Origin of the sequence: uncultured Chitinibacter sp. (genome assembly GCF_945957625.1) — a bacterium.
Lineage (GTDB): Bacteria > Pseudomonadota > Gammaproteobacteria > Burkholderiales > Chitinibacteraceae > Chitinibacter > Chitinibacter tainanensis.
Genome location: NZ_CAMFLP010000001.1, coordinates 774,717 through 794,854 on the forward strand (window position 1 = coordinate 774,717; position 20,138 = coordinate 794,854).

At 57.5% G+C, this 20,138-nt stretch carries 22 protein-coding genes; 12 read left to right on the plus strand and 10 right to left on the minus strand.

Annotated features, from left to right (window positions below):
* Window positions 1-2: 2 nt before the first annotated feature.
* The 5 genes from QV747_RS03575 to QV747_RS03595 all read left to right on the plus strand — a co-directional run bounded on the left by QV747_RS03575 (window position 3) and on the right by QV747_RS03595 (window position 3,611).
* Entirely contained in the window at window positions 3-383 is a 381-nt protein-coding gene (locus QV747_RS03575) for a Rid family detoxifying hydrolase (protein ID WP_028449483.1), read from the plus strand.
* Between the two features lie 78 nt (window positions 384-461).
* Window positions 462-890: a CoA-binding protein gene (locus QV747_RS03580; RefSeq protein ID WP_273429143.1), complete on the plus strand. Its 429-nt coding sequence runs from the start codon at window positions 462-464 to the stop codon at window positions 888-890.
* Between the two features lie 233 nt (window positions 891-1,123).
* On the plus strand, window positions 1,124-1,954 hold the full coding sequence (gene dapF, locus QV747_RS03585) for a diaminopimelate epimerase (RefSeq protein ID WP_273429145.1): 831 nt from the start codon (window positions 1,124-1,126) through the stop codon (window positions 1,952-1,954).
* Between the two features lie 21 nt (window positions 1,955-1,975).
* On the plus strand, window positions 1,976-2,641 hold the full coding sequence (locus QV747_RS03590) for a DUF484 family protein (protein WP_273429147.1): 666 nt from the start codon (window positions 1,976-1,978) through the stop codon (window positions 2,639-2,641).
* The gene (locus QV747_RS03595) at window positions 2,628-3,611 is read left to right on the plus strand and encodes a tyrosine recombinase XerC (protein ID WP_273429149.1); all 984 of its coding nucleotides are present in this window, start codon (window positions 2,628-2,630) and stop codon (window positions 3,609-3,611) included. Before QV747_RS03590 ends, QV747_RS03595 begins: the two co-directional genes overlap by 14 nt.
* 70 nt (window positions 3,612-3,681) lie before the next feature.
* Here the strand turns inward: QV747_RS03595 and QV747_RS03600 are convergent, their stop codons facing one another.
* Together QV747_RS03600 and QV747_RS03605 are read right to left on the minus strand one after the other, a co-directional pair.
* Window positions 3,682-5,244, minus strand: coding sequence for a hypothetical protein (locus QV747_RS03600; protein WP_273429151.1), 1,563 nt, complete (start codon window positions 5,242-5,244; stop codon window positions 3,682-3,684).
* Window positions 5,245-5,255: 11 nt separating this feature from the next.
* Entirely contained in the window at window positions 5,256-6,581 is a 1,326-nt protein-coding gene (locus tag QV747_RS03605; protein WP_273429153.1) for an adenosylmethionine--8-amino-7-oxononanoate transaminase, read from the minus strand.
* A gap of 113 nt (window positions 6,582-6,694) precedes the next feature.
* Between QV747_RS03605 and ltaE the strand changes: the two genes are divergently transcribed.
* From ltaE to QV747_RS03635, 6 genes are all read left to right on the plus strand, one after another.
* The gene (ltaE, locus tag QV747_RS03610; RefSeq protein ID WP_273429155.1) at window positions 6,695-7,723 is read left to right on the plus strand and encodes a low-specificity L-threonine aldolase; all 1,029 of its coding nucleotides are present in this window, start codon (window positions 6,695-6,697) and stop codon (window positions 7,721-7,723) included.
* Between the two features lie 65 nt (window positions 7,724-7,788).
* Complete coding sequence (locus QV747_RS03615) at window positions 7,789-8,796, plus strand: methionine ABC transporter ATP-binding protein (RefSeq protein WP_273429156.1); 1,008 nt, start codon at window positions 7,789-7,791, stop codon at window positions 8,794-8,796.
* Window positions 8,793-9,461 (plus strand): methionine ABC transporter permease, encoded by a 669-nt coding sequence (locus tag QV747_RS03620; protein ID WP_273429158.1) that lies wholly within the window; start codon window positions 8,793-8,795, stop codon window positions 9,459-9,461. The genes QV747_RS03615 and QV747_RS03620 overlap by 4 nt, the downstream gene beginning before the upstream one ends.
* Window positions 9,462-9,623: 162 nt before the next feature.
* Window positions 9,624-10,406 (plus strand): MetQ/NlpA family ABC transporter substrate-binding protein, encoded by a 783-nt coding sequence (locus QV747_RS03625; protein WP_273429160.1) that lies wholly within the window; start codon window positions 9,624-9,626, stop codon window positions 10,404-10,406.
* Between the two features lie 582 nt (window positions 10,407-10,988).
* Complete coding sequence (locus QV747_RS03630; RefSeq protein WP_273429161.1) at window positions 10,989-11,465, plus strand: hypothetical protein; 477 nt, start codon at window positions 10,989-10,991, stop codon at window positions 11,463-11,465.
* A 270-nt stretch (window positions 11,466-11,735) separates the two neighbouring features.
* The gene (locus tag QV747_RS03635) at window positions 11,736-12,092 is read left to right on the plus strand and encodes a hypothetical protein (RefSeq protein ID WP_273429163.1); all 357 of its coding nucleotides are present in this window, start codon (window positions 11,736-11,738) and stop codon (window positions 12,090-12,092) included.
* Between the two features lie 168 nt (window positions 12,093-12,260).
* Here the strand turns inward: QV747_RS03635 and QV747_RS03640 are convergent, their stop codons facing one another.
* Genes QV747_RS03640 through QV747_RS03675 form a run of 8 tightly spaced genes read right to left on the minus strand, consistent with a single transcriptional unit; the run spans window position 12,261 to window position 19,372 of the window.
* Complete coding sequence (locus QV747_RS03640; RefSeq protein ID WP_273429164.1) at window positions 12,261-12,740, minus strand: nuclear transport factor 2 family protein; 480 nt, start codon at window positions 12,738-12,740, stop codon at window positions 12,261-12,263.
* Window positions 12,741-12,743: 3 nt separating this feature from the next.
* The gene (locus tag QV747_RS03645) at window positions 12,744-13,601 is read right to left on the minus strand and encodes an SDR family NAD(P)-dependent oxidoreductase (RefSeq protein WP_273429166.1); all 858 of its coding nucleotides are present in this window, start codon (window positions 13,599-13,601) and stop codon (window positions 12,744-12,746) included.
* A gap of 3 nt (window positions 13,602-13,604) precedes the next feature.
* Window positions 13,605-14,141, minus strand: a complete 537-nt coding sequence (locus tag QV747_RS03650) for a DUF3833 domain-containing protein (protein WP_028449496.1) — start codon at window positions 14,139-14,141, stop codon at window positions 13,605-13,607.
* Window positions 14,134-15,534: an MFS transporter gene (locus QV747_RS03655; protein ID WP_273429169.1), complete on the minus strand. Its 1,401-nt coding sequence runs from the start codon at window positions 15,532-15,534 to the stop codon at window positions 14,134-14,136. The genes QV747_RS03650 and QV747_RS03655 overlap by 8 nt, the downstream gene beginning before the upstream one ends.
* Window positions 15,531-16,100 carry a chalcone isomerase family protein gene (locus QV747_RS03660; RefSeq protein WP_273429170.1) on the minus strand — a complete coding sequence of 190 codons (570 nt, stop codon included), beginning with the start codon at window positions 16,098-16,100 and terminating at the stop codon, window positions 15,531-15,533. Before QV747_RS03660 ends, QV747_RS03655 begins: the two co-directional genes overlap by 4 nt.
* Complete coding sequence (locus tag QV747_RS03665) at window positions 16,072-17,289, minus strand: cyclopropane-fatty-acyl-phospholipid synthase family protein (RefSeq protein WP_273429172.1); 1,218 nt, start codon at window positions 17,287-17,289, stop codon at window positions 16,072-16,074. Before QV747_RS03665 ends, QV747_RS03660 begins: the two co-directional genes overlap by 29 nt.
* Complete coding sequence (locus QV747_RS03670; RefSeq protein WP_273429174.1) at window positions 17,286-18,092, minus strand: DUF1365 domain-containing protein; 807 nt, start codon at window positions 18,090-18,092, stop codon at window positions 17,286-17,288. The genes QV747_RS03665 and QV747_RS03670 overlap by 4 nt, the downstream gene beginning before the upstream one ends.
* Window positions 18,092-19,372, minus strand: coding sequence for an NAD(P)/FAD-dependent oxidoreductase (locus QV747_RS03675; protein ID WP_273429175.1), 1,281 nt, complete (start codon window positions 19,370-19,372; stop codon window positions 18,092-18,094). The genes QV747_RS03670 and QV747_RS03675 overlap by 1 nt, the downstream gene beginning before the upstream one ends.
* A gap of 105 nt (window positions 19,373-19,477) precedes the next feature.
* On the opposite strand from QV747_RS03675, the gene QV747_RS03680 reads away from it, so the two are divergent.
* The gene (locus tag QV747_RS03680) at window positions 19,478-20,101 is read left to right on the plus strand and encodes a TetR/AcrR family transcriptional regulator (RefSeq protein WP_273429177.1); all 624 of its coding nucleotides are present in this window, start codon (window positions 19,478-19,480) and stop codon (window positions 20,099-20,101) included.
* The last annotated feature ends 37 nt before the right edge of the window (window positions 20,102-20,138 follow it).

Here is a 20,138-nt window from a genome sequence, read left to right on the forward strand (position 1 = left end):
TCATGAGCAAAGAAATCATCCATTCAGATCACGCCCCTAAAGCCGTTGGCACTTATTCGCAAGCGGTTAAAGTCGGCAACACCGTTTACCTGTCTGGCCAGATTGGTCTCGATCCAGTATCGGGCGAGCTGGCCGATGGCTTTGAAGCGCAAGCGCATCGCGTGTTTCAAAATCTGCGCGCGGTGTGCCAAGCGGCTGGTGGCGATTTGTCGGACATCGTGAAACTGGGCGTATTTGTGGTTGATCTGGCCAACTTTGCCAAGCTCAATGAAATTATGGGCGAATACTTCAGCCAGCCTTTCCCGGCTCGCGCCGCCGTGCAAGCCGCCGCCCTGCCTAAAGGCGCGCTGGTCGAAGCCGATGCGGTACTGGTGCTGGCTTAATATACCTGCCATTGTATCTATCGCTAGCGCATATCTAATATGCGCTAGCAGCCTATACCCCTAGCTGCGGAGACGCTCATGGCTTTTCAAAACCCCAGTGATGATGAAATTCGCCGTATTTTGCAAAATACTCGCCGCATTGCCGTGGTGGGTTTATCCGATAAGCCCACTCGCGCCAGCCATGGCGTGGCCCGCCTGATGCAGCAATGGGGTTTTCAGATTATTCCGGTCACGCCCAAGCCGGCCGCCGAAATCCTCGGCGAGCCAGTGTATGCCGATCTGGCCAGCGTGCCGGGCGAGATTGATCTGGTGGATGTGTTTCGCCGCAGCGAAGAAGCCGGTGCCGTGGTCGATCAGGCAATTGCGTGCGGCGCAAAAGCCATCTGGCTGCAACTCGATATCATCGATGAAGCTGCCGCGGCGCGCGCGCAAGCGGCTGGCATACCCATCGTGATGGATCGCTGCTTGATGGTGGAATACGGCCGGCTGTTTGGCGAAAACAACTGATTGACCCCTTGCTAGCTCGCCAGCATGGCCCAAATTGTCGCGACCAGCACGCATCGCCCAAGCGAAACTTGCCGCGCCTCGGCCAGCGCATTAGCCTAGTGCGATGACCTTGGCTTGCCGGGCTTTCGAGCTAGCCGCCAACAGTATTTCTGGGGCGGGCGAAAAATAATTCGTTTTACCCCGCCCGCCAGCCCTGCTGCAATAAGGGCTATTTTTATATTCGGATGACATCAATGCAGCTGCACTTCAGCAAAATGCACGGCCTGGGCAATGACTTTATGGTGATTGATGGCGTGCGCCAAAACGTTCAACTGAGCAGCGCGCAAATCGGTCAGCTGGGTCATCGCAATTTCGGGATTGGTTTTGACCAGCTCTTGCTGGTGGAGCGCAGCGCCACCCCTGGCATCGATTTTCGCTATCGGATTTTCAATTGCGATGGCTCGGAAGTGGAGCAATGCGGCAATGGCTCGCGCTGTTTTGCCCGTTTTGTCTACGACCAAGGCCTCACCGACAAAACCGAAATCGCCGTTGAAACCGCCAAGGGCGTGATTTACCCGCAATTGGCCGCCGATGGGCAGGTGACCGTGAATATGGGCGTGCCCCGCTTTGCCCCGGCCGAGATTCCATTTCAAGCCCCCAATGAAGCCATTATCGATCCGCTGATCGTGGCCGATGTGGTGCGCGATATTTCGGTGGTGTCGATGGGCAACCCGCATGCGGTGCAGGTGGTGGACGATGTCGACACCGCGCCGGTGGCCGAGCATGGCCCGCTGATCGAAAACCACCCGCGTTTTCCGCAAAAAGTGAACGCCGGCTTTATGCAGATTCTGAGCCGCGACGAAATTCGCCTGCGGGTGTTTGAGCGCGCCGCCGGCGAGACCCTGGCCTGTGGCACTGGCGCTTGCGCCGCTGTGGTAGCAGGCATTCGCCGCGGCCTTTTGAATGACACTGTGCTGGTGCATACCCGGGGTGGCGATTTAAGCATCCGCTGGGCTGGCGCTGGCGAACCGGTCTGGATGACCGGCCCCGCTGTGACGGTATTTACCGGCACGATCGAGATTTAACCCCGCAGACAGGATACCGCAATGCAAGCTGCCGATATTGTTCAATGGTTAAAGCAGAATCCCGAATTTTTCGATGAATTCGCCGATGATCTGGCGCAAATTTATGTGCCCCACAATCACGGCGGGCATGCGGTATCGCTGGCCGAGCGCCAATTACTGACCCTGCGCGACCGCAATCGCCAGCTGGAAGGCCGTTTGAGCGAGCTCTTGCAATTTGGTGTGGAAAACGACCAGATTTCCGATAAATTGCACCAGCTCACCGTTGATTTGATGAAGGCCGCCGATCTGCGCGGCATTCTCGGCACTTTGGAATACCACCTGAAAGAGCGCTTCAATGTGCCTTGCATGGCGCTACGCCTGTGGCTGCCGGCCGATGGCCATCAGTTGATGGAGTTTTCACCGGTGGGCGAAGCGATCCACACGCTGGCCAGCAATCTGGTTTCGCCCTATTGCGGCCCCTATGTCACCGATGAAGTGCTGGATTGGTTTGAGATCGGCGCGGGCGAATTAAAATCCTTTGCCCAGTTTGCACTCAAAACCGGCGAGCGCCCATTTGGCATCTTGGTTTTGGCCAGCCAAGATAGCGAGCGTTTCTACCCCGATATGGGCACGCTGTATTTGCAGCGCCTGTCCGAATTGGTGTCGGCGGCCATTCGCCGCGTTATTCCGGATCATGAGAGCGCCTGAGTTCATCCCCGACCCGCAGCTGGCCGAGACCTTACCGGCCAGTAGTCGGGCGAGTTTTGAGCATTTCATCCGCTATCTGGTGGGTGAAAAAATGGCCAGCCCGCACACGCTGAGCGCCTATCAGCGCGATCTGAACACACTGGCGCGGCTGGCGGGCGAGCGTGAACTCACAAGCCTGAATGCCCTCACCCTACGCGGGTTTGTACGCACCCTGAGCCAGCAAGGCCTGTCTGGGCGCAGCATCGCCCGCACGCTATCGGCCTGGCGGACGTTTTTTCAGCTGATGGTGCGGGATTTTCACTGGCCCACCAATCCACTCAGCGGGATCAAAGCCCCCAAAAGCGGCAAGAAACTGCCCGAAGTTTTGAATGTGGACGATGTGGTGGGGCTGCTCGACCACCTCCCCGACGACAATGCGCTGGATTCGCGTGATAAAGCGATGTTTGAGCTCGCCTATTCGGCGGGCCTGCGGGTGAGCGAAATTGTGGGTCTGCAACTGCCCTTGCTGGATTTGGCTCACGGCATGGCCACGATTCACGGTAAAGGCAATAAAACCCGGCTGGTGCCGATTGGGCAAGAGGCGCAGCAAGCCCTGCGGCAATGGTTATTACGCCGCCCTGAGCTGGTGCGCGGCAGCACGCAGGCCGTGTTTGTCAGCCAGAATGGCGCCGCGCTCACCACCCGCGCCGTACAGCTACGGCTGCGCCACTGGCAGCAAACCCTTGGTATAGCCGAGCCCCTCTATCCGCATAAACTGCGCCACAGTTGTGCCACGCATTTGCTGCAATCATCAGGCGATTTGCGGGCGGTGCAGGAGCTGCTGGGTCACGCCAGCATCGCCACCACCCAGGTGTACACCCATCTCGACTTTCAGCATCTGGCGCAGGTCTATGACGCTGCGCACCCACGGGCGCACAAACGCGAGTCGGACGACGACAATTCGGAATCCAAACAAACAAGGCATACATAGGTGGGTATAAGCCCACAATGCTCAGCATATATTGCCTGCAGCGCAATACCCCACCCACGGCCTCACCAAGCTACGCGCTCTGCCCCAGCTCACCAGTAAATTCGAACAGATCGTAGCCGTTTTGCTGCTCCACCAGTTTGGCCGAGCGCACATGCTGCTCACCGGCGGGTAAGGCCACGGTGTAATCGCGCAGCGGGATATATTCCCCTTTCGGCGTGGCGATGCGTGGGCCTTGTTTTAAGGCCGGAATCGCCGGCAGCAGCAAGGCGGGGAAAAACGCTTGCGCAGCGGCGGTGCTCTGCCGCATCAGCAGCGGCTGGGCCTTGGCGCTCATCACTTGCAGCCCCATTTCCATCGCGCCGGTGGGGTGTTGCTGCAGCCAGCGCACCGAGGCAATCATCCAGTTGCGCTCATCGCTGACCGACAGCGCCACCAGATCGCCGGGCAACACATGCTCGCGCGGCAAATCATTGGCCAGAATGCCATAGCCGCCCGGGCTTTCATTCACCACCTGCCACTCGGTGAGTAATAAATCCTCATGCCCGAGCGCTGCGCTGCGCCCCGGTGGCGTGAGCTGCTGCCCGCCATTGAGGCGAATCACCGCCCGCTGCAAGCCAAACGCCACCCGCACCTTGGCCGCAGTGGGGATACGCTGATACAAGCGGTGCGGCACGATGCTCCATTGCCGGATCACCCGGCGCAAGATCTCCAGCCACATCAGCACCTTGCTGCGATCTTTGGCCATCGGTGCTTTGGCTTCCACCGAATGCTCGGCCTTATGCAAGCGCTTGGCGAGCTCGATGGTATCAAACAACACCGCCTGACCCAGATACGGCTCCAGCGAGCGATTGCCGACGTAATACGGTGCTTTATCGCTATTGAGCTCGATTAAAAAATAGCCTGCGCTGGAGCTGAGCTTACCCAGCGGCTGAAAGTGCGCATACGGCGCATAACTTTCGATAATCTCGATGACCTTATCAAACTCAGGCCCGGCAAAGCGGTGCGGATCGGCCAGCGCCAGCAGCACCAGCTGCTTATAAAGCGTCGCCAGCGGGCGGCTGGTTTTGTCTTTGGGGTTGTCGTTTTTGGGCTCGTCGAGGATTTTATGCTCGACCCCATAGCGAAACAGCTGATGCGCTTCCTGCCACAAGCCCGGTGGCAAAGGCTGATACAGCCGGGCCGACACCTGCGCCACTCGCCAAAAACTATACAAGGTGGCCTGAATCAGCGTGGGCGGGATTTTATTGTGGCTGGTAAACAGGCCCAGGATTTTCTCATCGAGCTTATCCTGCATGGCGATTTTCCAGCCGGTGGCCATCGCCAGCCAGACATTGCGCGCCAGCTGCGCCGCGGTGCGGGCGCTTTCGTGCATTGGCAGCGCGGGCGAGGCATAGGCCAGCTCAAAACCCCCGGTGAGCATTTCCAGCGAATTTTGATATTGATTTAAGAGCTGAATGCGCGCTTCGGGCTCCAGCTTCACCTGATTGAGCACGGTGAGCGCATCCAGCAGCATGCGGCCGGCTTCGATCACATTGCCGGTGGGCAAAGCGATTAGCCACTCCTTCACTTGCTTCGGGTCGGTCTGCACTGTGGCAGCCAGGCTCGGATCAATGGCAGGCACCGCAAATTTCAAGATCGCATCCTCTAGCTGGCCAAACTCTCATCCAGGGCCCGCAAAGTGGCGCCCAGCAATAGGCGCGCGTCTTCCGGTTGGATAATGTAGGGTGGCATAAAATAAACGGTATTTCCAACCGGTCGCAGCAACACGCCGTGGGCCAGCGCACACTGGAAGAAGCGGCTGGCAAAGCCGGCTGGCGCATCCAGCACATCAAAGGCCCAAATCATGCCGCGCTGACGCCAATGCCGCACGCGCGGATGCGCCGCCAGTGGCGCAAAGATTTGATTCAGCTCTTGGCTTAGCACCCGGTTGCGCGCAATCACCTGATCGGTGCGGAAGATCTCCAGCGTAGCCAGCGCCGCGGCGCAGGCCAGCGCATTGCCGGTGTAGGAATGCGAATGCAAAAAGCCGCGCGCGGCCTCATCGCTATAAAAAGCCTGATAAATCGCATCCTGGCACAGCACCACCGCCAGCGGCAGATAGCCACCGGTAATGCCTTTGGATAAACACAGCAAATCCGGCTGAATACCGGCCTGCTCGCAGGCAAACATGCTGCCGGTGCGGCCAAAGCCCACCGCAATTTCGTCGGCAATCAGCAAGACTTGATACTGATCGCAGAGTATACGCGCCTGAGCCAGATAATCCGGGGCATACATGGCCATACCCACCGCCCCTTGCACCAGCGGCTCGATAATCAGTGCGGCGATCTCATGGCGATGCTCCGCCAGCACCCGGGCCAGATCGGCCAATGCACGCTGGGTGTAATCCGCAGCGCTTTCGCCAGGCGCGGCCAGCCGCGGATCCGGGCTTTGCACGCAGAAATTCTCCCGCACCAAAGGGGCATAGGCGGTGCGGAAAATCGGCACATCGGTTACCGACAAAGCCCCCAGCGTTTCGCCGTGATAGCTGTCCGCCAGATACACAAAGCGGCTTTTTTGCGGCTGGCCTAAATTGCGCCAGTAATGCGCGGCCATTTTCAGCGCGATTTCGGTGGCCGAGGCGCCATCCGAGCCATAAAACGCATGCCCCAAACCGGTAAGCGCGCCCAGCTGCTCGGATAATTCCACCACAGGCGCGTGGGTAAAGCCGGCCAGCATGACATGCTCGAGCTGCTCCATTTGTGCGCTAATCGCAGCTTTAATGCGCGGCTCGTTATGGCCAAACAGATTCACCCACCAGCTCGACACGCCATCCAGCAGGCGATGGCCATCGTAATCGGTCAGCCACAAGCCATCGGCGCGGGCGATCGGCACCAGCGGCAAGCTTTCATGCCGTTTCATCTGGGTACACGGATGCCACACGGCGGCGAGGCTGCGGGCTAATAAAGATTGGTTGTTGTGCATTTTTTCCATATCAGCATTTTCGCATAAAGCGCTGTCAATCGGGCATTCTACGGGCTATCAGCTATAGTCACTGCCAACAGAAATACCGACAATTCGTCTTCAATTCTCATTATCGAGCCACCATGCCTGATTTTCGCAGCGATACCGTCACCGAACCGACGCCGGCCATGCGGCTGGCCATGAGCCAGGCGGCGGTGGGCGACGATGTGTATGGCGACGATGCCACGGTACAAACCCTGGAACAAGCCGCCGCCACCAAGCTGGGCAAGGCCGCGGCGCTGTTCGTACCTACCGGCACATTTGGCAATCAGCTGGCCATCGCCACGCATTGCCAACGGGGCGACGAGCTGATCGCCGACGAAGGCAGCCATATTGTCTGGCACGAAGCCGGCGCCAGCGCCTATATCGCCGGTGTGCAGCTGCGGGCGATTGCAAGCAGCGATGGCGCCCCTAGCGCCGACGACATCGCGCGGCGCATCCGCCATGGGCAAGATATTCATGAGCCCAAAACCGGGCTGATTTGCCTCGAAAATGCGCATTCCAATGGCCGGGTAATCCCGCTGGCACAGATGCAAGAGATCTGGGCGCTTGCGCAGGCTGAGGGCATTCCGTTGCACATTGATGGCGCGCGCATTTTTAATGCCGCCACCCATCTGGGCGTGCCGGTAACCGCGCTAACCCAGTATTGCGACACGGTGATGTGTTGCCTCAGCAAAGGGCTCGCGGCCCCTATCGGCTCGATCTTGGCCGGCCCAAGCGAATTCATCGCCCGCGCGCGGCGCCTGCGCAAATTGCTGGGCGGCGGCTGGCGCCAAGCCGGCGTGCTGGCGGCGCCGGGGCTGATTGCCTTAAATGAGATGAGCGCCCGGCTGGAGGAAGACCACCGCCGTGCCCAAGCGCTGGCCGTGGCACTGCAAGGCATTGACGGCATCGAGATTGATCCTGCGCAGGTAGACATCAATCTGGTGTGGTTTCGGATCACCCGCCCACTGGATGTCGCCGCGCTGATGCAAGCCCTGGCAGCGCAAGGCATTAAGGCCAATCCGCCCGAGCATGGGCTAATGCGGCTGGCTACCCACTGGCAAATCAGTGATGCCGATATCGCCGCCGTAGTGGCCGTGCTGCGCGCGCAGCTGGCGGCGGCAAACTAATACCCTTGTAAGCAGCACTATGCCTGCTGAATAATCGAGACACTGGCAGCTAAAAAGGCAACCTTGTGATTGTTTTAGAAAATCTGAGTAAAGCGTACCGCGTTAATGGTCGTGAGATTCCGGCCTTAAAGCGCATCGATCTCACCATCGCCGCGGGCGAAATCTTTGGCATTATTGGTCATTCCGGCGCGGGTAAATCCACCCTGATCCGCCTGATCAATCAGCTGGAGCGCCCTAGCGGTGGCCGCGTGTTGATTGATGAAGTGGACATGACCGAGCTTTCCAGCGATGGGCTGCGCAAAGCCCGGCAGAAAATCGGCATGATTTTCCAGCATTTTAATCTGCTGATGAGCAAAACGGTGGCGCAGAATATCGCCTTCCCGCTGGAAGTGGCCGGCGCCGAACCTACCAGCATCGCTCCCCGGGTAAATGAGCTCTTGGCCCTGGTGGGGCTTACCGAGCACGCCAACAAGTACCCATCGCAACTCTCTGGCGGGCAAAAGCAACGTGTGGGCATTGCCCGTGCGCTGGCCAACAACCCCAAGCTGCTGCTGTGTGATGAAGCCACCAGCGCACTCGACCCGCAAACCACGGCTTCGGTGCTGCAGCTTTTGCTGGAAATCAACCAAAAGCTGCAGCTCACTATTGTGTTGATCACCCACGAAATGAACGTGATCCGTACTATTTGCGATCGGGTGGCGGTGATTGATGGCGGCGAGATCGTCGAAATGGGCCCGGTTAGCCGCGTGTTTTTACACCCGCAGCACCCCACAACCCGCCGCTTTGTCTACGAGAGCGAGCACATCGACGAAAACCACGAAGCCGATGATTTCGCCCACGTGCCCGGCAAAATCGTGCGCCTCACCTATCTGGGCGAAGCCACCTACCAGTCGCACCTGAGCAGCCTAGCGCGTGAATACGAGGTGGATTTCTCGATTCTGGCCGGCCGTATCGAGCGGATCAAGCACACCCCCTGCGGGCAGCTCACCCTGGCCCTGCAAGGCCCCAAAGTGGCCCTGATGCTGCAACAGCTGGCCCACGAAGGGATTGAAATCGAGGAATTACGCGCATGATCAACGAACTCTTTGCCAATATCGACTGGGCCGACATCGGCACCGCCACGCTCGATACGCTCAGCATGCTGGGCGGCTCGCTGCTGTTTACCCTGGTGCTGGGCCTGCCACTGGGCATTTTGCTGTTTCTTACCGGTAAACGGCAGCTGCTGGAGCAGCCGCTGGTTTACAACCTGCTGTCGTTTCTGGTGAATGTACTGCGCTCGGTGCCTTTTGTGATTTTGCTGATCATCATGATCCCATTCACGGTACTGATTACTGGCACGTCGCTCGGGGTAGCCGGGGCGATTCCACCGCTGGTGGTGGGCGCTACGCCCTTTTTTGCCCGCCTGGTAGAAACCGCGTTGCGCGAAGTGGATCGCGGCATTATCGAGGCCACCCAGGCCATGGGCGCCACCACTGGGCAGATCGTCATCAAAGCGCTGCTGCCCGAAGCCATGCCCGGCATTCTAGCCGCGATCACCGTTACCGCGATTACCTTGGTGTCGTATGCCGCAATGTCGGGCGTGATTGGCGGCGGCGGCTTGGGCGATCTGGCGATTCGCTTTGGCTATCAGCGTTTCCAGACCGATGTCATGGTCGTGACCGTGGTGCTGCTGCTGATTCTGGTGCAGATTTTGCAAATGGTGGGCGATAAACTGGTCCAGCATTTCAGCCGCCGCTAAGGCGCGGGCGCTGAGTACAAAAGCATATATTTATAACCAAACAGTATTTTCGGCCACACCGGCGGACTGATAAGCTAAACGCCATGTACCCATCTGGGTATCTGCTGCAAAGCTATCACTCCAAAAGAGTTGAACCCTATACCCCTCCCAAAAGGAATCGACATGAAAAAGCTGCTCACCCTGATTACCGTTGCCGCCGCCTTTGCTGGCACCACAGCCTTGGCAGGTGAAAAACTGAGCATCGGCGCCACGGCCGTGCCACACGCCGAGTTGCTGGAATTCGTAAAGCCTACCTTGGCTAAACAAGGCGTGGATCTGGATATCAAGGTCTTCACCGACTACGTACAACCAAACGTACAAGTGGCAGAGAAAAAACTGGATGCCAATTTCTTCCAGCATCAGCCTTACCTGACCGAATTTAACAAAGGCAAAGGCACTAGCCTCGTGAGCGTAGCCGGCGTGCATGTCGAGCCATTTGGCGCGTATTCAAGCAAAGTGAAAAAACTGGCCGATCTGAAAGAAGGCGCCACCGTGGCGATTCCAAACGACGCCACCAACGGCGGCCGCGCCCTCTTGCTGCTGGATAAAGCCGGCGTGATCAAACTGAAAGACAACAAAAACATTCTAGCCACCAGCAAAGACATCGTTGGCAACCCGAAAAAATTGAAATTCAAAGAGCTGGAAGCCGCCACACTGCCACGCATTTTGAATCAAGTTGATCTGGCGCTGATCAATACCAACTATGCACTGGAAGCCAAGCTGAACCCAAGCAAAGACGCACTGGTGATCGAAGGTAAAGAATCTCCATACGTGAATATCCTGGTAACTCGCACCGATAACAAAGACGCCGCTGCCGTGAAAAAACTGGCCGCCGCTTTGAAATCACCAGAAGTGAAGAAGTTCATCGAAGAAAAGTATAAAGGCGCGGTAGTATCTGCGTTCTAACACTCTGTGTTAACCGCCTCGCCTCACGCGAGGCGGCGCCTAAATTCACTGGACATGAGTACAGGCAAACCATATGAAAACCCCGCTGTAATGGCGGGGTTTTCTTTTTGCCGCTTTGAATAATCGGGATTGTACGACGGTGACGAGCGCCAACCCCAGCATGAAATCACTCGCAGGTACAAGCTGAGCGAATTAGCCACCAAACAATGCGGATTAATGCTCACGCGCAGCAACTAGATTAAACTAGATGAAGGGCTGGTTTCGGCCATAATCGGTCACTCAGGCATTGCGATTAAGGTTCAATTGAGCGTCGGTAAGGCTCACCATTGCAGACGCTCAATTCGCAATTAAAATGCCACACTAGCTCGGCTTTAGTAGACGGTCAGGCCTCTATCTATATCGATGGTACGAAATCTACAACTGCACATCGCGACAAGCTCAAAATGAGAAATTAATAATGATAGGGCTAACGTTACTGGCTATTGCACTGGTTATTTCATCGTTTTACTAGGGGTGGCGACATCTTCATCTATTAAGACCAAGACTCTTCGCTTCACTTTACTTGCTTTTTTGCTGTCGCCGGTGGGTTACAAAATTTTTGATATGTATTACGGGAAATACAAATTTGATGAAATGTGCAGGGCGAATGCAGGGTTGAATATATATGCAAATAATTTGTCCCCTACAAAAAAGATTAGGTTAGTGGAAGGGTATGCGTCTGATTCTGCAGTAAGCATTTTGAATCATTATCCAAGTCTTAATGAAGTTGAGGCTCCGGATGAGGTGAATTGGATGTTTGGTGCATTTTCTATATATCGCCGAGGAAGTGGTGGCGCCATTGAATCAGTATTAATTGGGGAAGTGCTAATGAATGACAAACGAAAATCATACCACCCAGCTTCATCAATTGCAGATTATCAACTTGCAATAAAATCGACGTGTATTCCTGAGAAAAGAATTATGAAGTGGAAAACTGACTTGCTGTCACATAATGGAAAATTGTTGGCTGCTGTTGTTGGCTATCACTATAACTGGACTGGTTGGTTTTTTCTTTCTTGAGCTCATGCGGAGAGTTTCCTTCAGAGAAAGCTGATTCAAAATTAATTAATCTTGTCGTTGAAAGTAAATAGATAAAGCATGCTATGGCCGAGGAGTTTCGCCCAAACGCACTACTGAGCGACAGTTTTACTATTGAAACCCGCCATTCATATTATCGGTTAACCGATGTCTACTATGGGTCGTGAGCTGCCTGTGGTTGCAACTTCGGGCGTATTTCGAGACTGATGTAGGCCACTGGCAGCTGTCGGCCAATAGCGGACAATCGTGTAAATGTATAAAAAGGACTTTGTGCGTTTAATTGCTTTTATGCTTCTCTGCTTTAGCTCTATGCTTGCCCATGCAGAAGTAATGGATAAAGAATTTTCACTTCAGACGATAATAATTTTTTCGACCGTCAGTGCGGCATCTGTTTTCTTTGTTGCTAAATATAGGTCCAAGTGGATATTTCTTGTTGCCCCAATTATTGGTTTTTTCTTGTGGGCGCATTTAGCAGAATTGCTTGACCCGTATGTCGGCGATGCAATCGCTTCTGAAGCAGGAAAAATTTATATTTTTATTTCTTGGATGTCGCCAGTGCTTATTCTGACTGCTGGGTTAGTCGGTCTTTTAGTAGGTAGGCGCAGATAGTCTAATAAGTTTTGCTGAATATGTTAGGTCTGCTCTGGGTCGATTTCAGCCACTCCAGCTTTGCAATTAGCAGTCACAGAGCGCGCCAATCTGAGCCAGTCTACCCAAACAACAAGATGGCTAGCTTCTCGACCCAACTGCAAGCCGGGGAGGCATACCCGCCGGGGCCTAATACGACGGATGTGCGGGTAATTTGAACTGGCGGCGTAGCCAGCGGATGGGGGCGCCCACTACGGGCAATTTTTGCAGTAGCTCTTCGGCCGCATCCCAGTAATCGCGATGCAGGCGCAATAAGCCATCAGCGCCAAAAACCAGATGCGAGCTGCCGGTGACCGCATACAGCTGCCCTTTCAGGCTAAATTCAAATACCCAAGTCACAAAGGCCTGGCGGCCGTCCACCAATTGCTCGCCGATGATAAAGCGCGGCCCTTCGGTGGTGGCAAACATATGCTGGAAAATCGCCTCAATACCCGCATGCCCCACCACTTCGTTAAATGGATCTTTAAACCGCGCCTGCGGCTGATAAAACTCGGCCACGCGCGCGAGCGTTGCAGGGCTCAGGCTGGCATACCACGCCAGCACCGCGGCCAGCTGGGCGCGGGTTTGCTCGGTACTGCTGGCTGGGGCTAGCTCGGTCTGGATTAGCATCGCTTAGCGTGCTCCTTCATCGTGGCGCAAAACGGATTGACTGGGTGCCTTGCGCGGGGGCTGATAAGGCATACCCGGCAGGGTATTGCCCACAAAGCGTTGCAAAATATAAAACCGCAGCCGATACGGTAAGATACGCGCGAGTTTTAGCCACCAGGTAAAGCGCTGCGGAAAATGAATTTCAAACGCCCCACGCGCCACCCCGCGCCAGATGGCGCTGGCCGCTTGCGCCGGGGTTTGCAGCGCGGGCATCACAAACTGATTTTTGGCGGTCAGCCCGGTTTGCACAAAGCCGGGGTTGATTAAATACACATTCAGCCCGTGCGGCGCCAAATCACAGTACAGGATTTCCGCCAGATTGATCAAGGCGGCTTTGCTGGGGCCATACACGCTGGCGTTCGGTAGCCCGATCAGGCCCGCCACGCTGGCAATCAGCCCGATACCGCCCTGCCGGCGCGCCAGCATATCGGGCAATACCGTCTGTAGCGCGTGATAGACGCTAGCCAGATTCAGCTGCAAGGTGGCCTCGGCGCGCGCCGCATCCACTTCCCACACCCTCTCGGGGCGATAATCTGCGGCGCAAAACAGCACCAAATCGGGCGAGCCAAACTGCGCCAACAATTGCGCATAGGCTGGCGCCCAAGCTGCCGCATCTGTCACATCCAGCGGCAACACCAGCGCGGCCGGGTGCTGGGCGGCCACTTGCTGCAGCGCGCTTTCGCGCCGGGCGCTCAGTGCCACCCGCGCCCCAGCGGCTAGCGCTTGCTCGGCCAGCGCCGCGCCAATACCGCTTGACGCCCCGATCAGCCAGATGACTTGCCCAGCCAGGCTGGGCAGCGGTCGGTTTAATGGTCGCCACATGGTTTACTCCTTCTTGCGAAAGAACAGCGTGACCTCCCCAAGCTCGATGCCAAACTTGGACATGCTGGCCCGGTTGATCATGGTTTTCTCGTCAATCAGAAACATCCAGTCATCAAACTGCATGTGATAGGTTTTGCCATCGACCGGCAGGCGCAGCGTATAGCGCCAATTGAGGGCATTGCCGGCCACCTCGCCCAGCGCTTCGCCTTCCACATCGGCGGCGGTGCCGCGCCAACGGCCATCGCTGCCTTGCCGCAAAGTCCACACCCGCTGCTGTGTGCTGCCATCGTCGTACACAAAGCGCTCATCCAGCACCAGCGCGCCTTGCTGATACGTCCCGGTGATGTCGACTTTAAAGCGCTTCACTACTTTGCCACCGCGTTGCTGAAACATGCCCCAGGCCTCGGTCTGGCCACTGAAATAGCGCACCAGATCCAGCTCGGGCTTGGCCGCCTGATATTCGTGCACCTTGGGTGCCGCGCAGGCCGTCAGCAGGCCGCATACACCTGCGAGTAGCGTGGCGGTAATCGATTTACGCATGATGAGACTCCAGACGTTCAGGCGCAGGATAGCGCCGCAATAAGCACAGGGCTGCCAGCTTGAATAGGCATGGCAAACCGGCGTAAACCCAAGCCAGCGCCGGCCCCGCCGGCTGGCCGGGCTGATAATCGAGTAGCGCTAGCAGCGGTAGTGCCAAACCTGAAACCGCCAGCGCCAGCTTGCCGAGCAAAGTCCACAGCCCAAAGTAGCCAGCGGCCGCCTCGCCGGGCCGAATGCAGCCAGCCAGCAATACGGGTGGCAAAGCCAGATCAGCGCCCAGCGCCAAACCCGCCAAAATGCAGATCAGTAAATACGCTTGGCTATCCCCGGCGCCCAAGAGGCTGGCACCGCAAAACGCCACCAAAGCCAACAACATGCCCAAGCGCCAGGTGCACAGCGTGCCCAACCGAGCCGCGAGGCGCACCCACAGCGGCAGACCAATTGCGGCCGCCAGAAAATACGCGCCCAGAAAAAGGCCAATCTGCGCGCCAGCCTGCAGCCGGTCTTGAATGAAAAACGGTGCCAAGGTAGCGGGTATGGCTACCGATACGGCGTTAATCCAATACGGCCAGCACAGGCGCACAAAAGCACGATTACCGCGCCATTGCTGCCAGCTTTCGCGCCAGCTGGGCTGAGTAACCGCCGCCCGCTGCCACGCCGGTGCCCAGCGCTGCAGTAGCCCTACCCCAAGCAGCAGGGCCAGCACAAAAAAGCCGCAATACCACCACAGGCCATTGACTCGCTCCGCCGCCGGCTGCGCCAGCCAATAGGCCGGAACCACGCTGGCCACCACCACGCCAGCCAGCCCTAACCCTTCGCGCCAACCCGCCGCCCCGAGCAAGAGCCCACCGGCCGCTTGCGCGGCTGTGCCAACATTCTGTGACTTGTCATCATTTACTACCGCACTTGCTGCGGCTGGATGGGCCTCGGGTGTGGGCGAATTAACGCTTGCCGTCAGCCGCGCCCCCCAGGCCAGGTAGGCAATATTGAGCATACTGTGGGCGGTATAGGCCAGCACCAGCATCACCCCAAGCCATAGCAGCAGATACCCCCCCTCAACTGGTGGCAACCATAAACCACTAAAACCCAGCGCCAGCAAAATGGCGCCCAGCCAAAACCAGCGCTGCAAACCCGCGCCCTGCAGGCGATCAATCCACCGCCCCAACCACGGGTCTTGCACGGTATCGACCAACCGCGCCAAAAACAGCACCCAGCCCGTACCCGCCAAAGCCAAGCCCAGCTGCGTGCTGTAATAGGCCGGAATCTGCACATACACCGGCAAAGCCGCCATCGCCAATGGCAGGCCTAGCGCCCCATACGCGGCTAAAGCCAGCTGGGATTGGCCGCCCGCTGGGCTAGCTGTCTGCGCTGGCGCGGCGCGCTCGGCCGTCATGGCATCGTCCCCAGCAGTTTGGCGCGCAAACCCTGATCTTTGGTCCGCGGGTCGAGCCAGATAGCAAAAAAAGCCTCGGCAAATTGCTGATCGCGAATCTCGGCTAGCTGGCGCTCGGCACTGTAAAACGTGCAGCCCACACCGGGACGGAACACCCCGATCAGCTGCTGGCCGGGCTCGACATCGGTAAATGCCCGCTGCATCAGCCCTTCCCAGCGCTGGCGGGTGGCCTCGTCATAGCGTGGCCCCAGCAAGCGGGCGATTTCATCGCTGCTGGTGCTGACAAACTGCGCGCGACTGATGCTGCGGTGATATGTGAGCTCGAGCGCGAACGGCACGCCGCTGGCCCAGGCCGCCGGCAGACGCGAGCTTTCGCTCCACAGCCGGGCGGTGTAAATGCGCAGCCCCAGCCAGCGCAAATCGCCACTGCCCACCACTTTGGCCTGCGGCAAATCAGCACGCCAGACATTCGCCAAGGCAGGTATCGGCTGCCAGCCAAATCCCCAGAAGGCCATGATGGCAATACCCCGGGCGAGTTTACTTTTGCAAACAGAATTGAACGACATCGGTGCGCCCCTCGTCGAAACCCGCTTCGCAATAGCACAGGTACAGCCGCCAGATGCGGATAAACGCCTCGTCAAAGCCTTGCCCGCGCACGGCCTCGAGCGCAGCTTCAAAGCCCTGCCGCCAGCGGCGCAGGGTTTCGGCATAATCAGGGCCAAAACGATATTGCTCTGCGGTGCTAAGGCCAGCTTTCGCCGCTTGGGCCACAAAACCGCTCGGGCTTGGCAACATGCCGCCGGGGAAAACGTATTGCTGGATAAAATCGGTACCGCTGCGATAGCGCTCGAAATAGGCTTCGTCGATGGTGATGGACTGCACCAGCGCCTTGCCCCCGGGCTTCAAGCGCTCGGCCACGGTGCTGAAATAACGGGGCCAATAGGCTTCGCCCACCGCCTCGAACATCTCGATCGACACAATCGCGTCGTATTCGCCCGTGAGATCGCGGTAATCGCAGATTTCCAAGGCCACCAGATCATTAAGCCGCGCCGCATCAATGCGGGCTTGCGCCACCGCCAGCTGCGAGGGCGAAATGGTGATGCCGTGCACGGCAATGCCTTGTCGGCCGGCTTGCTCGGCAAAGCCGCCCCAGCCGCAGCCGATTTCCAGCACCCGATCGCCGGCTTTTAGGCCCAGCACATCGATAATGCGCTGATATTTCGCCACCTGCGCCGCCTGCAGGCTTTGCTGCAGGTCGCCGGCAAACACCGCGCTGGAATAAGTCCAACTCGGGTCCAGCCACAAGCGGTAAAAATCATTGCCGATGTCGTAATGGGCATGAATGTTTTTCTGGCTCCCGCGGCGAGTGTTGGCGCGCAGCAGGTGTTTGAGGCGATACCACAGCTTGCCCAGCCAGCCGCCAAACAGCATTTGCTCCAGTACAGCCTCGTTGCGGATCGCCAACCGCAGTAGCGAAGTCAGGTCGGGGCTATCAATCCAGCCTGCCTGATAGCTTTCGGCAAAACCAATATCTCCAGCCTGTAAAATCCGCTGGCAGGCGCGCCAATCGCTAATCTGCAAAAACGCGCTGGGCGGCTCATGCAGATTCCCGAAAGTCAGGTAATCGCCTTCCGGGGTTTGCAACTGCAAATGGCCCTGCTGCAAGCGGCCTAGCAGCGATAAAAACACCCGCGCGGCCGCCGGCATGGCAGCACTGCGCTGGGCAGTTGAGGCGAGAGTTCGGGTTTGGCTCATGCTTGTGTCTCCTGCTCGATCACGGCCGGCAAGGGGGCGCCTTGCACGCTTAGCGCCGGCACAGGGCTGGCCGGCTGCCGGTAAAACGGCACTTTTTTCCACCATAATTTGAGGGCTTGCCAATGAATACGGCCTATCACGCCCAGCGTGAGTAAGGGCTGGGCCAGCAAGGCCTGCGCCAGATTGCGCGCGGTCAGCGGCTGACGATGGCCGCCAATCGCGGTTTTCAGCAGCAAGCCGTGTTCATCGTGATAATCAATCGCCATCAGGCTGGTTTGCGCGGTTTCGCGCACTCTGAATTCGTAATGGCCAGTCACCGCACAAAACGGCGATACATGCATTAATTTGCGGGCATAAAGCGGGGTATCGGCCCCAATCGCTTGCCCATCTTGCCCTAGCAAGAGATACCTATGGGTATCACCGAAGGTATTGTTCACCTCGGCCAACACCGCCACCAGCGCGCCGCTGCGGTCATGGCAATACCAGAAGCTCACCGGGTTAAACACAAACCCCAGCACGCGGGGGAAAGTTTGCAGCCAGATTTCGCCATCGGCGCTGATCTGCTGCTCAGCCAGTAATTGCCGCGCCCAGTGCGCCAGATCGCTGCCATCGCGCGGGCCGTAGTCACGGGTGCGCAGGCACACCGGCCGCCAGCGATCGATACCCAGCCAGGCATTGCCGGCGTCGCTAAGCCGATCAAGATTCAGGCGCAGGCAAAACACCGGATATACAAAGCGGTTGCGACTGGGGCGCAGGCGATCATGCATCACCTGCCCGCGCAGCAAATAGGCCGTGGGCTGCATTAGCTTAACCTCGCCCAGTCGGGCGCCAGGCCAAAATCGGCCACCACGCGCAGCGCCGATTTCAAGCCGTCTTCGTGAAAACCATAGCCGGTCCAGGCGCCGGCAAACCAGGCCCGATCCTGCCCCTGAATGGTGGCGAGCGCTTGCTGGGCATTGATTGCCGCTTGGTCAAACACCGGATGCTCGTACTCAAAGCGCGCTATCGTGTGCTCGGGTGCCAGCGCGCTGAACGGATTGAGCGTCACCACCACCGCCTGCTGGCATGGTAGGCGCTGCAGTTGATTCAAGAGATAGCTCACGCACACCGGGCGCTCATCGCCCACTTGCGCGCCACCGAGGTAATTCCAAGCCGACCAGACTTTTTGCCGCCGCGGCAGCTGGCGCACGTCGGTGTGCAAATACGCGGTATTGGGCTGATAGCGCACGGCGCTAAGCACCGCGCGCTCGGTCGGGCTGGCATCGGCCAGCATGGCCAGCGTTTGTGGCGCATGCGTGGCAAAGACCACCGCATCAAAATATTCAGTGCCGGCGGCACTGGTGATGGCCACGCCATCGGGCGTGCGCTGCACTTGGCTCACCGGGCTATTGAGCCGCACATCGCTTAAAGTGTTGGCGATTTTACGCACATATTCGCGCCCGCCGCCAGCCACGGTGAACCATTGCGGGCGGTTATTCACTTGCAGTAGCGCATGGTTAAGACAAAAGCGCAGGAAAGTCGCCGCGGGGAAAGTCAGAATGTCGTTGGGCGAACTCGACCAGATGGCCGCCGCCATCGGCAGCAAATACTGATCACGAAACGCCGCGCCGTAGCCATCTAACTGCAATAGTTCGCCTAGATTCAGCCCTTCCTGGCTGGCACGTTGCAGATTATCCACCGCAGCGGCATTAAAACGCAGAATGTCGCGCAACATGCCCAAAAAGGTTGGTTTGAGTAGATTGCTACGCTGGGCAAACACGGTATCAAGATTGGTGCCCGCCCATTCCAGCGCGCCATCGTTCAGCGACACGCCAAACGACATATCGGTCGCGTAATGTTCAACGTTTAGCTCGGCAAACAGCGCTAAGAGATTGGGATAAGTGCGCTCGTTGAAGACCAGAAAACCGGTATCGACCGGAAAAGTGTGGCCTTCTAGCGTCACTTCCACCGTGTTGGTATGGCCGCCCAGATAGTGGCCGGCCTCAAAAAGGGTGACCTGATGTTCACGTTGCAGGAAGTAGGCACTGGCCAGACCGCTGATGCCGGCCCCGATCACTGCAATTTTTTGTGGCTGATTGGCCATGATTCACACCGTTTATCGTTTTGCGGGATGTAAAAATGCGCTTGCTGGTGATAACATTACTACCAGTTCGAAATAAAATCTACTACTCAGTAGCAAAATACACAGATGAGTATCCTCAGCAAACTCAGTTTTAAAGATCAAGCCTTCAAATTGCGCGAAAACGCGATCCTGGATGCGACCACCGACATCCTGAAAGACAAAGGCTATGACCTGATGACGATGGACGATGTGGCCAATGCGGTCGGCATCTCCAAGCCCAGCCTGTATAAGCACTTCAAATCCAAAGAAGAGCTGATTGGCGAGGCCATGATCCGCCTGATTGATGGCGCCATCGATTTTCTCGATCAGCTGGATCGCAATCTCAGCCCCATCGAGCAGATCAGCGCCATGCTGGAATGGGCACTGCGGGTGCGGCTGGAAGGCGGCATGCCCTTCCTGCCCAGCACCAGCGCCCATGTACGCGATATGCTCACCCGCAATTTGAAATACGTAGCGCGCATCCTGAAGCTTAATCACCAGCTGGAAAAACTGGTGAGCAAGGCGCAAAAAGCCGGCGACCTGAATCCCGACCTGCCCAGCGACGTGATTTTGTTTAGCTATTACTCGCGCACGTGTGACCCAGCGGTGGAATTTTTGCAGCGCTACAGCAAGCTCGATAACGAAGCCATCATCCAGCATATGCTCAAAGTATGTTTTGCTGGCCTCGGCGGCCCCAACCACACCCATTAAAGCTCTAGCTCACGGCCGGCGCGGCGAGTGCGCAAAT